Below are 13392 nucleotides of genomic sequence, written 5' to 3' on the forward strand. Positions count from 1 at the left end.
AGCCGACTCCCTTGGGTGAAGCAGGAAGCAGACCCTTCAAGAGCAATCTTGATTGAATAGTGAGACTTGAGAAAGTTTAGCTAAGTTTTGTGTAGCAGAAACAGAGTTGGCTAGGGAATAGTGGGAAAATTTGGATTTTAGCCGTGTTTTCCGCTACTTAGTAGCTAGGCTGTTGATTTATACAGCCGTACTGCGCTTATTTACCTATAGCCAATATAACAGGCTGGAAGCCTGAGTGGGATCAGCCTAGCGGGGGGAAAACCCTCAATATGGGTATCGCAGCCGATTTGACAGCTAATTTTTTTGGCGAATTCCCCTCTGTTCAATCCTTTGAGGGCTTTTGTCAGGGCGATCGCATTTTAGAGGGCCTATGCAAAGAACCAATTTTTATTAACAACTCGACTGATGCAGAGATTGTCCACCAGTCGAGTTGTCAACAAACAGGCGGCTATTATCTACCCTAGAAGTCGAATCTCTAGCTGAGTCCAGTTAACTGTTCAGCTACTGCTAGAAAGTGGCAGAGTTCGGTAGGCTATATGTAGCAGCCCAATAGCTAATTAGTCAAATTCTTGATTTAATCGCTTCTGATATTTCATCCACTGAATTTTGTGTACAGTGGCTTGAGGGTTCAGCACTGTTGTGGCAATTCCGTAAATTAGAGTAGGCAAAATCTCACGATTTAACCAGCTTTCTCCGGCTTTTCTCATGAAGCGAGTTGCCACAATCTCTCTTAACTTATTGAGTTTTTTTAACGGCGACAGATTTTGGAAAAAGATTTCTTGGTATTGGCTCAAGGTTAACTCTGATTGACCGCGAATTCTGCGTTGCTGGTTTTCTTTAACGCAGTCTATCGCTAGACGCTTGTTAAACCAATATTTATCGGTTAACGAATTGCCCAAAACTCGGTAGTTTCCTAAGGGCATCTTTGTGCTTAGCATCCCGTGCTTTTGAGCTAGTCTGGCCATCAGTTCGGTATCTGCACCTACTTTCCAGTCGTCTAAAAATCCTCCGATTTCTAGGATAGCTTCTCGTTCTACTACTAAAGCTGTAGGAAAAACCCAAGGAAGCGCGCCGTTTTCTTGAACATCCTGCAATTCTTCCCGATTTGTGGGATACGTGGGAATGTAGCTGACTTTCTCGCCTTCCTTGTTGAGATAGCGGAGGGCGTGACCGACTGATTTAACTTCTGGGTGTTTTTTGAGGAGATTCAAACATTCTTCTAGTTTGTTTGGTTCCCAGGTGTCGTCACTGTCTAAAAATGCGATAAATTTTCCGGTTGCTGCTTCGAGCATTAAATTTCTAGATTTGTAAGCTCCTAGGTTTTTCGGATTTTTGTAATACTTAATTCGCGGATCTTGCCCCGCCATGTCAGTAACTATTTTGTCGGTGCCGTCGGTGGAACCGTCATCAATCACTAGGATTTCTATATTCCGGTGAGTCCCCTGGAGTGCGGAGGCGATCGCTTCGCCTATAGTGTCTTTGGCGTTGAATGCCGGCATGATGATGCTAACTTTTTCGCGGGAAAAATTTGTGCTAATGGCAAGTGATGCTGCTTTTCTGACAATCCTGGGTGCGAGAATAGTGGGCGACGCAGTTTTGAGTTTTCCTGTGTTTAACTTGTTATCGATTGCACCTCCCATATCTCTATTCTTGATGTTTTTGAGATTAAATCCGGGGATGAATGCGCCGATGTTGTTTGCGTTCATAAAGCTTGATGGAGATGTTTATTTGAGATGATTGTTTGCTTCAATAGATTCCGATTAACTAACACTCCGGACAGTTTGGTAAACTGCTCACTAAAACTTTTTGTTTTTTTAAGTTCAAGGATTGCGCTTTTTTTTAAAGTTGGGTCTACGGCCTGACTTTTAAAAAAGATCCAGCCTATTACCAGAAAGAATTGGTTGAAAGCCGTAACCCCGATCGGGAGAAATTAAAATCAGACTATTCATTACTCCAATCCTCTGACTTAAGGGTAGAGGTCGCTCTCAAACTGTCAACTGTCAAGCGGTCAACTGTCAACTGTCAACTGTTGAAGTAGATAGGACTTTGAGCCTTAAAATAACCCAAAATTTTGCTCAGAATATTTGTTAATAAAAAATTAATAATTAATGTAGCCATAGTAGCACTCTTCCCACTCGGCTGCAACACTTTTGGCTATAAGTTTTTTTGATAATGCTTAATATTTCTGATCATTTAAATTACCATGTAGTGTATTTAACAATTACCCTACTGAACATATTTGAGTTTGAGTAAACTTGTGGCTGTTAATGATTCTTCGCTGAAGTGAAATTAAATCTATGTCTTTAGGATGATGTCATTTAATTGTCACTGTAATATCTCCTAAGAGAGCGGGGGGAAATGTTTTCAAAGTTAAGCAATAAAGTGCGTATCTATACTTGTTTCATCACGGTAATATCTACTGACAAAGCGGGGAGAAATGTTTTCAAAGTTAAGCAATAAAGTGCGTATTTATACTTGTTTCATCACGGTAATACTGTTAGGTGGGTGCCACCAGCAGCTACAGCCAAACTTGCAGCAGCAGCGCAGCAAACAGGTCATGGCAGTTTCGGCTCACCCCCTGGCGAGCGCCGCGGGGCTGAGCGTGCTGCAACAGGGAGGCAATGCGGTGGATGCGGCGGCTGCTACGGCTTTGGCGATTTCGGTGGTGGAGCCTTTTTCGGCGGGTATCGGCGGCGGAGGTTTTTTGCTGCTGCGACGGGCCGAAACGGGGACTGTGCAAGCGCTGGATTTCCGGGAACGATCGCCCAAACGAGCAACGCGCGATATGTACCTGGACAAGCAAGGTAAGGTACGCAAGCGGGCAAGTCTGGACGGGCATTTGGCGGCGGGCATTCCGGGTACTGTGGCTGGACTTTATACGGTGCACCGCGAGTATGGTAAGTTACCTTGGGCGCAGGTGGTGGCTCCGGCGATCGCCCTTGCCCAAAAGGGTTTTCCAGTAAGTTCCCGCTTCACAAAGGCTACTCTGCAACGAAAGGATGCGATTAACAAGAATCGGGCGGCACGGGATATTTTCACTCGTGGTGATGTTTTATACCAACCGGGGGAGGTTTTGGTGCAGCGAGATTTGGCGCGGACATTGCGACAAATTGCACAAAATCCCCAAAGTTTTTATCGCGGAGATATTGCGCGGGCGATCGCCACCGACATGGCTAAAAATGGTGGCATTATCACTCTCGAAGACCTGAAAAACTATACGCCGATTTGGCGCAATCCGGTTTGTGGCAAGTTTCGCACTTACGAAATTTGCGCGATGTCGCCTCCCTCTTCCGGTGGCGTTCATTTGTTGCAAATCCTCAATATTCTAGGCGATACCGATCTCAAGAGTTTGGGAAGGAAAAGCCCGGATGCGCTACATTTGCTGGCGGAATCGATGAGGATTGCCTATGCTGACAGGGCCGAATATTTGGGCGATCCAGATTTTGTCAGCGTACCTGTCAAAGCTCTGACTAACAGAAATTATGGGAAATTTCGCCGATCGCAAATCGAAATTTCCAAAGCCAAACCTTCGAGCGAAGTAAAAGCTGTTGATGCTCAAACTTTGAGCCGCTTTGTGTACGAGTCGCCGGAAACTACGCACCTGACGGTAGTTGACAAAGAGCGCAATGTTGTTAGTTTGACGTTTACGGTGAATGGAGGTTTTGGGGCTGGGGTTGTGGCGGCGGGTACGGGAATTTTGCTCAACAATGAGATGGATGATTTTGCTGCTGCGCCGGGAGTGCCGAATTTGTTTGGTTTGGTGGGCGGTGAGGCAAATGCGATCGCCCCTCTTAAAACTCCTTTATCCAGCATGACACCGGTTATCGTGACGGAAAATGGCCAATTTCGCCTTGCTGCGGGGGCTCCTGGAGGCAGCACGATTATTACCACGGTTTTGCAAATTGTCCTCAACCTGTTGGTTTACGACATGAATGTGGGCGAGGCTGTGTCTGCTCCCCGGGTGCACCATCAGTGGCAGCCGGATCGCCTGATGGTGGAACGCGGAGGTTTTGAGGCTGGGACGCTTGAGGAGTTACGCAGGCGGGGACACCAGATTGTCGAACGTGACGGCTGGGGAAATGCAAATGCGATCGTCCTGACTGATGACGGTTGGTTGGAAGGGGCTGCCGATCCGCGCGGGGAAGGAGAAGCAAGGGGGTTTTAGCGATCGGTGATTAGTGCTGTCCCCGCTCGCGAACTTTCTCATCAGTCATTTGTCATCAGTCATTTGTTTTGATATCAGGTGGAGTCGATCGACCCCACTCGATATCAATTGCGGATTTACCCAAAAACCCCGGTTTTTTATTTTAGCAAAATCTTTTGTCAAGGGCGATCGTAAACCTCATAAAAACCAGGTTTCTTGGGTATCCTGTGCCTACTTCCTCAAATTATTAGTCTGTGTACGTATATTTTGGTATTAGTATTTTATCCTGAAGTTTATTGATTGAATAATTGCTAAGAAATACCCAAAATATTAACCATCCAAGCCGTAAAATTACGTAGATGTAAAGTCATTGTAAAGGCACTAGACATTGATGCTTATCTAATGTAAAAATGAATTTAGACATTAAACAATCTTAGTCTTTTAAACAAAAATATATGATAAGTTATCACAAAATTGCTGCCTTAACAGCTACCTTGACTGCTGCTCTGAGCTTTTTGGCATCACCAGTAATGGCATTTTCGGTAGGGGCAACTAATAACACTGAGATTTTGAAAAATAATTTGTTAGGAAATAACATAGCAGGATTGAGTGATTTCTCTGTTTTAATTACCGGAAATCAGGCTGCCTTTGGTACTTTTATTAATGACCCTTTTGGTTTGCAGTCAGGCGTTGTTCTCAGCACTGGCAAAGTCACCAATATACCGGGCCAGAATCGGAAAGATAACCTAATGACCAACGGCAGCGATCTAAACACCGACTTTGGAGTAAAGGGCGAAGCTGGGGATTTAACTCAGCTAGACCTCAGATTTTTTGCTGACGACACTGCTGAAAAATTGTTCTTTGAGTATGTATTTGGTTCAGAGGAGTTTCCTGAGTTCGGCGGTTCTGAATACAATGACGATTTTGAACTGTTGCTGAATGGTCGTAATTTGGCAAAATTGAGCGACGGGAAAACAGTTACGATTAATAATCTCGTTCCCGATCCAAATAATCGCTCTACAGATCACTCAGACTATATTAACAACCCAAGTTTGATGGGTATTGCTGCTAACATCATTAAGCTAGACGGTTTTACTAAAGTTTTAGGGTTTGAGGGTTTGCTCAAGCAAAATCAGACAAATGTTCTCAGCATCCGCATGAAAGATGTGGGCGACGGTAATTTTGATTCGGCTGTATTTATTAAAGGCGGTTCTGTGGGAACGATCAAAGCTGATACAATTCCCAAATCGGTGGCTGTATTGATTAAAGACAGTTCTGTGGAGACGGTAGAAGCTGAGCCAGTTCCAGAACCGATGACGGTCGGAGGTTTGATGGCGGGAGGTGCTATGCTGGCTGCTGGACGAAAGTTGCGTCGCCGGAAATAATCAATCACGGAAGCGTTCAATCAAAAAAAATCAAGATGGTTAAGTATGTAAAATTATTAGTTTGCAAACCCAATCAATTTCCCAAGTTTTGACATAATAATTGTGAGAAAAGCCTCCCCCAAAAGCCTAAAAAGGTGAAAAGTCAGATCCAACTTGCAGTACATCTCTTGGGGGAGATTTTGGGAATGGAAAATTCGCTGCCGGCTATAGATCAATACGGTTCACTTAAGATGGTCCGAAGAGAGGAACGAAGCATAAGCCCTAGCCCTTTCAGGGCAGCTTCGCCAACGGGCAGGCACGCGCCAACCCAGTATCTATTTTTCATGAGTTTTCCCTCTTGTCATATCATTTCCGGTTGCACTCCTTATGATATAGAGGAGACGGCAGTGCCGTGTCCCTACCGTGATTAATCGTAGGGACACGGCACTGCCGTCTCCTAATTTCCGTTAATAATTCCGATGCAACTAGATATTATTAATTCAGCGTGGCAACAACTAACCCCAATCAAAACAGTTACAATTGAGAGAGAATTCCCAGCAGGTACTTCCCTCAAGCGTCTGAAAATCCAAGAATTTGACAATGACATGGAAGTATTCCAGGTAGTGCTGTGAAGGAAAGGATGGAGTAAGCTACTCTTAGAGAGAATTGTTTGCTATTGGTTATATGACAGTAGAAATTCTTCAATTTTAGATTCGAGACTCAAGTTCAAGCTCCCAGATTTAATGCTGCAAGTAAATCTAAAATATAAAATACAAAATCGACTGACATATACAGTACAGGAAAAAAACAATGGCTAGAATTAGACTGATGCACGCTAAGCTACATGGAGTGCGCGTAACCGATGCAAATGTTAATTATGTAGGCAGCGTCACCATTGACAATGAATTGATCGATAAGGTGGGAATTCTGCCTTTACAGGAGGTGGAAATTTGGAATGTTAGCAATGGGAACCGCTTGTCAACCTATGTGTTGCCAGGAGAGCCGGGAAGTGGTATCATTTGTCTCAACGGTGCAGCATCTCATTTGTGCGATCCTGGAGATTTTGTAATTATTGCTGCCTATGAAGAATGCGATCGCGCTGAGGTATTTCGCACCGGGCACGAGGCGCGAGTAGTAATTGCCGATGAACACAATCGTTGTAAAAAGTTTTTCTACCAGACTTTAGTTCCCTGCGAGGGCAAACTTTTGTTTCAATCTGAGACAACCGAATTACCACCAACCACGAATTCCTAACGTTTTATCACAAAAAAAGTAGGACTTACGCATGGGAACCCAGAAACCGGGTTTGTTACCGATATTAAAGACTCCCAGCGAATATTTGTGTGAAAAAACGCGGTTTGTTCCATCGGAGGGCTTCAACAGTTGACAGTTGACAGTTGACAGTTGACAGTTTGAGAGCGACCTCTACCTATAAGTCCGAGGATTGGAGTAATGAATAGTCTGATTTTAATTTCTCTCTCGAAGGCGGGCGGGCTTTCAACCAATTCTTTCTGGTAAGTCCCGAAGAGGATTTTTGGCATCAGCTATGAAATTTTTGGATCGAAACAATGAAATGCTGTTCTTTCAAGTTTTGAACCCATTTCCTTTAATGAGTTTTATCGGTTGGTATTACCTGTCTGCGAGCAAGCAGCAGATGAAGAAATCGGGATAAGATTCAAACATAAAGGTAATACTAAAGTGTGCAAGTTAAATGTGGAACAGCTTATAATTTGACATAACTTAACCGCTATAGGTTCGTAGTGAGGACTTTAGTCCTCTCAATTTGAAGAGGACTAAAGTCCTCACTACGAACCGATTTTATGGGGGTTGTTTTAGGTGACACTATCTAAGTTGGGAGTAACAATTTGCCGAAACTAGATTTTTGGCTTCAGAATTGAGGAAAAACTCAATCCTTTAACTGTGTACGGTACCGTCGGGCAAGATTGTACCTGTTAATCTAGCTCCTGTGAGTTTTACCATGACGCGATCGCCATAACCGATTTTAGCACCCGTCAAATCCGCACCGCTCAAGTCTGCACCGCTCAAATCCGCTCCGATTAAATTGGTTTCTCTCAGGTTGGCATTAATCAAACAAGCTCCTAACAGGTTAGCCCTAAACAAGTTAGCTTTTTGTAAATTCGCACCTGTGAGGTTGATGTTGTGGAGAAAAGTATCGCTTAAGTCGGCTTCACTCAGGTTTGCATTGCTCAAGTTTCTCCCTGAAAAATCCTTTTCTTTTAAGGAAGCTCCTTTGAAGTTGGAACCGCTCAAATCGGGAGCTTGCGGCGCAGCTTGTCGGTAAGATTGAGATGGCTGCGGCTGTGGCGATTGGTAGCGGGAGGCATCGGAATAAGGCCCCGTCGGATTTGGAGCATAGTTTCCACCATAATTTCCCGCATAATTACCAGCAGGTTTTCCTGAATAGGGTTCGGAAGAGTAGCGTGGCTCTTTTGGCGTTGCTGGTGGTGGCTGGGTGTTTCTGTACTGAGTGTTTTGTGGCTGGGTATTTTGTTGTTGGGTGTTTTGTTGTTGGGTGTTTTGATACTGAGTATTTCTGTACTGGGTGTTTTGTTGCTGGGTGTTTTGATACTGAGTATTTCTGTACTGGGTGTTTTGTTGCTGGGTGTTTTGCTGCTGGGTGTGTTTGTGCTGAGTATTTTTATGCTGAGTGTTCTGATTTTGACCTCTTGGCTGAATCGATCGCAATTGTTCCCGAGCTTGATTAATTTCCTTAATCTTTTCTTCAGCTTTCTGGAGTAGTCTAGGATTATCTTTAGGGATGCGATCGGGGTGCCAAATGAACGCTAAATCCTTGTAAGCTTGAGTAATTTCTTCTCGGGAAGCTCCCGGTAATAGTCCCAGCACTCTATAGTATTGATCGAGGTCGTTCATATTACCACCTTTCGCTTTAAGAAATTAGGAATTAAAAATTAAGATCGGAGCAAAAACGGCTATAAAAGCTTGTTTGTCCGATCGTACATTGGATGAACTATAACTCAGCTAAGCTGCTGCTGGCAAAAAGTCTCGGATTAGCTGCAAATATGTTGCGGCATCCTCCAGCATTGGAAAGTGAGCTGTATTGGGAATTATAACAAATTCTACTTTTTTGCTGAGGGAGGCTGCTTGCTCTCCCATGACGGCGGGGATAATTTGATCGAATTCTCCAGCTACCAGCAGTGTGGGCACACTCAACCGTGCAAATTCCTGGGGCATTTCCTCGGCTGCTCTTTTGCTAACTGCTGTCACCATTGTACCGATCGCAGCTTCCTCGTCTGCCATTAAGAAATCCTTGAGAAATGCTAAACTGACGGCTGTGGGGAGAGATTGGCGCAAAAACCGAGCCATAAAGATGCGATCGGCAAACGGAATAGCAGCCAGCCAAGACGGGCGAAATTTGACTACATAGCCGCCGAATTTATGAAAAGTTGTGAAGGCTTTCTCATCGTATTCAAAAATGCCGCTGCAAGTGAGAATGGCTTTTTCTACTTTTTCGGGGTAAAGGTTGAGAAATAAAGTAGCAATAGATGCTCCTGTAGAGTGAGCGTTGAGAAAGACGCGGCTTAAATTCAGAGCTTCTAATAATTCGGCTAAGTCGCGGGCGTAGGTTTCGAGCTCGTAACTGGACTCAGGAGGTGATGGCGGTAAGGGCGATCGACCAAAACCTCTCATATCGTACAGCAAACAATCAAAGTCATTGGCGATCGCCTGTGCAGTGCTTTCCCAGTAGCGGGCTGAGCCAGCCCAGCCGTGGAGAAATACCATAACTGGTTTGCCGCTGGGTTGGGCGCTATTGTCTGCTGTTATCCACTCGTAATAATGTTCTACACCGCGAACTGAAATGAAAGACATGATATTGATTTTAGATTTTAGATTTTAGATTCTAACTCATAATTGTTCACTAAATACCCAAATTCCCGACTTCTTAAAGAAGTCAGGAATCTCAAAACTACATTTATCCAAAAATCTGCGTTAATCTGCGTCAATCCGCCCACATCTGCGGTCAAAAATCATACACATAGAAACCAACCATAAAGCTTAAGCTGCCGAAGCGGCCAACCAGAATAAACCATCTACTAACAGCGTGCTAAAAACTGCTCCGCTGAAGGCGCGCCAGTGTAATTGACGATCGCGCAAACTGATCAAACCCACAGTCAAAAGTACAGCAATTAAAACGATCGCACAACCAATACCCCAAGGAGTGTCAATTTGCCCGATCGCACTTTGGAAAATCGGCATAGCCAATTCCGGTTCCGCGTGCATCACTTGTCTCCAGTAAGGCATCAAACCTGTCAAGTAAAAATATATGTCGGTAATAGCGGTTCCCAGTAACGAACCTAAATAAAAATATGCTCCAACTTTCCCCCAAGATTTACCCAAACACCAAATCGCAAATGGCAAACCAATTGCTTCTATCGGTAAGTGCAAAATTGGTTCCCATCTAAACCAGCCCCAATAAATCGAACCAGCCAGCCAACATCCGGCAAATCCCAATAATAAGTCTCCCCAAAGTTGAGTTTTTGGGCGGAAAATTAAGATTAAACTAAGTACGAACCAGGGGATAGTTGATAGCAAACTGATGGTGGGATACAAACGCACTAATGGTGCTTGCACAAAGACTGGAATTGAGACTAAAAATGCTGATGCGCCAAATACCAACCACTGCTGAATGCTCTTGCTTCTATCTGAAGAAGATACAGGATTTTCTATGCCGGTAAAAGTAGCAGTAGATGCGATCGCCGATGATAATAAATTAAAGTTAAACAACTGATTGGACTCCGTACTGTTTCAATAAGTGAACTAAAAATGTTGCTGCGGTGGCTGGTTTCGTCGTCTCGATGCGATCGGCTGTTTGACTGATTTGCCAACCTTGCGCGGTTTGGGGCGATCGCCACAAATCCAAATGTTCAACGGGGCGATCGGCATAAAAACTGTCTTCACCGCCACCGAGAATAGCTGAACTCCAGTGTGTAAAGCTATCGTGGCTGATCCGGTGAATCGGGAAATTGCCCCCCAGGGGTACTCCCCAACCGTCCAAAGCAATGAATGCAGCGACTTTCCCGCCGATTTGTTGCCACATCCACGCAGCCCCGATCGCCCCGGCTACTCCAGCCGAAAAACTAACGAATACTAGACTTTCTCCTGTCAACTCTTGACTGCACAAAAAGTGGAATATGTCAAGGGCTGAAAAAGGTGGCTGTTTATGAGCTGGGAAAATCTTAACAGAGTAAGATCTTTGGATATTTTGCCGAGGTTCTACGTTTCCCCAAACTTCCGAAAGTCCCTCTAGGAAACAATCAGTGAGTTTTGGGTCGTGGATTCCGGGGCAAATTACCAGTCTCATTGTGCTTCAATAAAATTAATCAAGAGCTTAACATAACTTTACTTTATTGTACACCATAACTAATTATATGCCATACGGGGGGATAGGATATTAAACTCATGATAGCGCAAAGTTTGAAGAATATCCCCCCAAAATAAACGCTGGGAACGCTGCAAACCTGCGGAATCCGAGGCAAGGCGAAAGAGTCTTAAGAAAACATAAAACTTATCCCCCCTAACCCCATTCCCTGTCAGGCTGAATAAAGTCTGATTCTAGTTCTAGTCACCCTACGAGTTTCGGGTCGGAACCAAAAAGCCGATTTAGAACTGACGCTCATCAACCCGGTTTCTAGGATAAGTAAGAGGTTTAGCCCGGAATTATCGGTGCAGAAACCGGGAATCAGCCCAGCGCGCGCAACTCGTGCGATCGCCAACAATCAAAAATCTCAGATCCACTCTTCATCCTGTCTGGATCTCCTAGAATAAATAAAATTGAGGAATACAAAGTGGTTGCTTCTCCAGAAAAAATTGAATTCAAAACATCTGCCGCACCGGCAAACAGCGATCGCGTAGCCGTCTTGCTGATGGGTTACGGCGAAGTCGAAAGCTACGACGATTTTGCGAATTACAACGAACAAGCTTTAAACTTACTAACGGCAAAGTTTGCGCCAGTACCGAATTGGATTTATCCGCCACTGGCGAAGATTTTGGCAATTTTTGACTTGCACGAGTGGAGTCACCAACACGGTCAATTTGTGTCCCCGCACAATGCCATTTTTGAACAGCAACGGGCGGGGATTGAACAGAATTTGCAGGAGAAATGGGGCGACAAAGTAAAAGTGTTCAAAGCTTTTAACTTTTGCGCGCCGTTTTTGCCGGAACAAGTAATCCCGCAAATTAAAGCAGAAGGCTTTGACAAAATTCTGATTTATCCGCTGTTGGTTGTGGATTCTGTTTTCACTAGCGGGATTGCTGTGGAACAGGTAAACAATGCTTTAGCACAAACCTTTGATGGTAAAGAACATTGGGTAACAGGACAGCGTTATATTCCTTCTTTTTACGATGAACCAGCTTACATCCAGCTAATGGCGGATTTGGTTGAAGAGGAAATTAAAAACGATTTAGCTGTAGCACATTTGCCTTCTCAGATTGGGATTGTGCTGATGAATCACGGTTGTCCGCACAAGGCGAAGGGCTTCACTTCGGGGATTGTGGAAAGTCAAGCTTTGTACGATCGCGTGCGGGAACGTTTGATGTATCGCTATCCTTTGATTTCGGTGGGCTGGCTGAATCATGACACACCGCTGATTGAATGGACTCAGCCGGATGCGACGTTGGCTGCGAAGAATTTGATTGATTTGGGTGCAACTGCGATCGTGTTTATGCCGATCGGATTTGCGACAGAAAACCACGAAACTTTGTTAGATGTAGACCACATTATTGAGGGTTTGCAGAAACAACGTCAAGGAGTTACTTACCGCAAATTGCCTTGCGTAAATGACCATCCTGAGTTCCTGAAAATGGCGGCGGAGTGGGCCAATCCTCAAATTGAAGCCTTGTTTAGTGAGATGGCAGTGGCGGTGAATCCGAATTTGGTTGTCCGCGATCACGTACATTCTCATGGGGATCATGGGCATAATCATGGGGATCATGGGCATTCTCACGGCGATCATGGGCACAATCATGGTGGGCACGGGCACAATCATTAATTAGGATTTTAGAAACCGGGTTTTTGGGATAATACTGCGTTGAAGACGACAGATTAAGTAAAAACCCGGTTTCTTTGTGGGAGTGCGTAATACTTTCTGACTCGGCGGTTGAAACCGCGTCTACACGAACGAAGTCCGCCTACGCGGACTAAGAAATTTAACCAGAATTTGGTATAAGTCGAGATTGATTTAGGTGAAAGGTCGATCGTACTTTGGTTGTTTGGAGAAGAGGGGCGATCGCACTTTCATCGAGGTGTTGGCAAAAGTGCGATCGCTTTTTAATTAATTTTGCGAAAATATGGCGATAGCTTGTTCAGTTTACTTATAATAAATCCAAAAACTTATCGAGGTCTATACGAGCCTGTTTTAAAATGTGAGCTAGAGTAGAACGCTTAACTGAGCGATGAGCTGGGACAGTCAATTTCAAGACTTCATCTGGCATAGCTTTTTGCAGTCGAATGTGGCTACCCCGTTGGCGGACAAATACCCATCCATCGCGCTGTAGTGCAGCAATAATCTGAGTATAAGGAAGATTGGGAACTTTGCTCATACCACCAATTCTCTCACAATTGCACCTTCGGAAATGCTCAATTCATCTGCCATCGGCTCTAAGTAAAGTTCGATCGCTTCTTGAATATTTGCTAATGCTTCGTCAATCGTTTCCCCTTCACTGATGCAGCCTGACAGTGAGGGAACATAGACGGTATATCCACCTTCTTCACTGGGTTCTAATACGACTTTGATGTTCATAATTTCGGTGTCATGAGCGCTGACTTTTCTATTATAGATGATTTCGGGCGATCGGACTACTTATAATAGCAAATAGCTGTAGGGTGCGTCGCCATCAGATATCTTC

13 protein-coding genes are annotated in these 13392 nt (G+C 44.4%); 6 read left to right on the forward strand and 7 right to left on the reverse strand.

What is annotated here, in order from left to right; all coding sequences use genetic code 11:
- Positions 1–269: 269 nt before the first annotated feature.
- Positions 270–464, forward strand: coding sequence for a hypothetical protein (locus JGK22_RS20225; protein ID WP_293179331.1), 195 nt, complete (start codon positions 270–272; stop codon positions 462–464).
- Between the two features lie 93 nt (positions 465–557).
- On the opposite strand, the gene JGK22_RS20230 is transcribed toward JGK22_RS20225, so the two are convergent.
- A complete protein-coding gene (locus tag JGK22_RS20230; RefSeq protein ID WP_293179334.1) occupies positions 558–1706 on the reverse strand; it encodes a glycosyltransferase family 2 protein in 1149 nt (382 codons plus the stop codon).
- A gap of 731 nt (positions 1707–2437) precedes the next feature.
- Here JGK22_RS20230 and ggt point away from each other — a divergent pair.
- From ggt to panD, 4 genes are all read left to right on the forward strand, one after another.
- Positions 2438–4165 carry a gamma-glutamyltransferase gene (ggt, locus tag JGK22_RS20235; protein WP_293218732.1) on the forward strand — a complete coding sequence of 576 codons (1728 nt, stop codon included), beginning with the start codon at positions 2438–2440 and terminating at the stop codon, positions 4163–4165.
- 434 nt (positions 4166–4599) lie between these two features.
- Complete coding sequence (locus JGK22_RS20240) at positions 4600–5529, forward strand: choice-of-anchor L domain-containing protein (protein WP_293206563.1); 930 nt, start codon at positions 4600–4602, stop codon at positions 5527–5529.
- A gap of 458 nt (positions 5530–5987) precedes the next feature.
- Complete coding sequence (locus JGK22_RS20245) at positions 5988–6140, forward strand: hypothetical protein (RefSeq protein WP_293313491.1); 153 nt, start codon at positions 5988–5990, stop codon at positions 6138–6140.
- Between the two features lie 178 nt (positions 6141–6318).
- Positions 6319–6762 carry an aspartate 1-decarboxylase gene (gene panD / locus JGK22_RS20250; protein WP_293179342.1) on the forward strand — a complete coding sequence of 148 codons (444 nt, stop codon included), beginning with the start codon at positions 6319–6321 and terminating at the stop codon, positions 6760–6762.
- Positions 6763–7422: 660 nt separating this feature from the next.
- On the opposite strand, the gene JGK22_RS20255 is transcribed toward panD, so the two are convergent.
- The 4 genes from JGK22_RS20255 to JGK22_RS20270 form a co-directional block, all read right to left on the reverse strand.
- Positions 7423–8400, reverse strand: coding sequence for a pentapeptide repeat-containing protein (locus JGK22_RS20255; RefSeq protein WP_293179345.1), 978 nt, complete (start codon positions 8398–8400; stop codon positions 7423–7425).
- A gap of 108 nt (positions 8401–8508) precedes the next feature.
- The gene (locus JGK22_RS20260; RefSeq protein ID WP_293233339.1) at positions 8509–9357 is read right to left on the reverse strand and encodes an alpha/beta hydrolase; all 849 of its coding nucleotides are present in this window, start codon (positions 9355–9357) and stop codon (positions 8509–8511) included.
- Positions 9358–9543: 186 nt separating this feature from the next.
- Positions 9544–10272: a DUF3120 domain-containing protein gene (locus tag JGK22_RS20265; protein ID WP_293179350.1), complete on the reverse strand. Its 729-nt coding sequence runs from the start codon at positions 10270–10272 to the stop codon at positions 9544–9546.
- Positions 10265–10849, reverse strand: a complete 585-nt coding sequence (locus JGK22_RS20270) for a hypothetical protein (protein WP_293179353.1) — start codon at positions 10847–10849, stop codon at positions 10265–10267. The genes JGK22_RS20265 and JGK22_RS20270 overlap by 8 nt, the downstream gene beginning before the upstream one ends.
- A gap of 484 nt (positions 10850–11333) precedes the next feature.
- Between JGK22_RS20270 and JGK22_RS20275 the strand changes: the two genes are divergently transcribed.
- The gene (locus JGK22_RS20275) at positions 11334–12536 is read left to right on the forward strand and encodes a ferrochelatase (RefSeq protein ID WP_293313492.1); all 1203 of its coding nucleotides are present in this window, start codon (positions 11334–11336) and stop codon (positions 12534–12536) included.
- A 322-nt stretch (positions 12537–12858) separates the two neighbouring features.
- Here the strand turns inward: JGK22_RS20275 and JGK22_RS20280 are convergent, their stop codons facing one another.
- Positions 12859–13086, reverse strand: a complete 228-nt coding sequence (locus tag JGK22_RS20280) for a type II toxin-antitoxin system HicA family toxin (protein ID WP_293206556.1) — start codon at positions 13084–13086, stop codon at positions 12859–12861.
- Positions 13083–13286: a type II toxin-antitoxin system HicB family antitoxin gene (locus JGK22_RS20285; protein ID WP_293206553.1), complete on the reverse strand. Its 204-nt coding sequence runs from the start codon at positions 13284–13286 to the stop codon at positions 13083–13085. The genes JGK22_RS20280 and JGK22_RS20285 overlap by 4 nt, the downstream gene beginning before the upstream one ends.
- Positions 13287–13392 lie beyond the last annotated feature (106 nt).

The sequence above is a fragment of the Microcoleus sp. PH2017_08_TRC_O_A genome, assembly GCF_020738665.1.
Lineage (GTDB): Bacteria > Cyanobacteriota > Cyanobacteriia > Cyanobacteriales > Microcoleaceae > Microcoleus.

What these genes read in the sequence shown, in the direction of transcription:
- JGK22_RS20245 (WP_293313491.1), top strand. Translation starts at nt 5,988, where the DNA reads ATGCAACTAGATATTATTAATTCAGCGTGGCAACAACTAACCCCAATC.
- JGK22_RS20270 (WP_293179353.1), bottom strand. Translation starts at nt 10,849, where the DNA reads ATGAGACTGGTAATTTGCCCCGGAATCCACGACCCAAAACTCACTGAT.
- JGK22_RS20255 (WP_293179345.1), bottom strand. Translation starts at nt 8,400, where the DNA reads ATGAACGACCTCGATCAATACTATAGAGTGCTGGGACTATTACCGGGA.
- ggt (WP_293218732.1), top strand. Translation starts at nt 2,438, where the DNA reads ATGTTTTCAAAGTTAAGCAATAAAGTGCGTATTTATACTTGTTTCATC.
- JGK22_RS20260 (WP_293233339.1), bottom strand. Translation starts at nt 9,357, where the DNA reads ATGTCTTTCATTTCAGTTCGCGGTGTAGAACATTATTACGAGTGGATA.
- JGK22_RS20225 (WP_293179331.1), top strand. Translation starts at nt 270, where the DNA reads ATGGGTATCGCAGCCGATTTGACAGCTAATTTTTTTGGCGAATTCCCC.
- JGK22_RS20280 (WP_293206556.1), bottom strand. Translation starts at nt 13,086, where the DNA reads ATGAGCAAAGTTCCCAATCTTCCTTATACTCAGATTATTGCTGCACTA.
- JGK22_RS20285 (WP_293206553.1), bottom strand. Translation starts at nt 13,286, where the DNA reads ATGAACATCAAAGTCGTATTAGAACCCAGTGAAGAAGGTGGATATACC.
- panD (WP_293179342.1), top strand. Translation starts at nt 6,319, where the DNA reads ATGGCTAGAATTAGACTGATGCACGCTAAGCTACATGGAGTGCGCGTA.
- JGK22_RS20240 (WP_293206563.1), top strand. Translation starts at nt 4,600, where the DNA reads ATGATAAGTTATCACAAAATTGCTGCCTTAACAGCTACCTTGACTGCT.
- JGK22_RS20230 (WP_293179334.1), bottom strand. Translation starts at nt 1,706, where the DNA reads ATGAACGCAAACAACATCGGCGCATTCATCCCCGGATTTAATCTCAAA.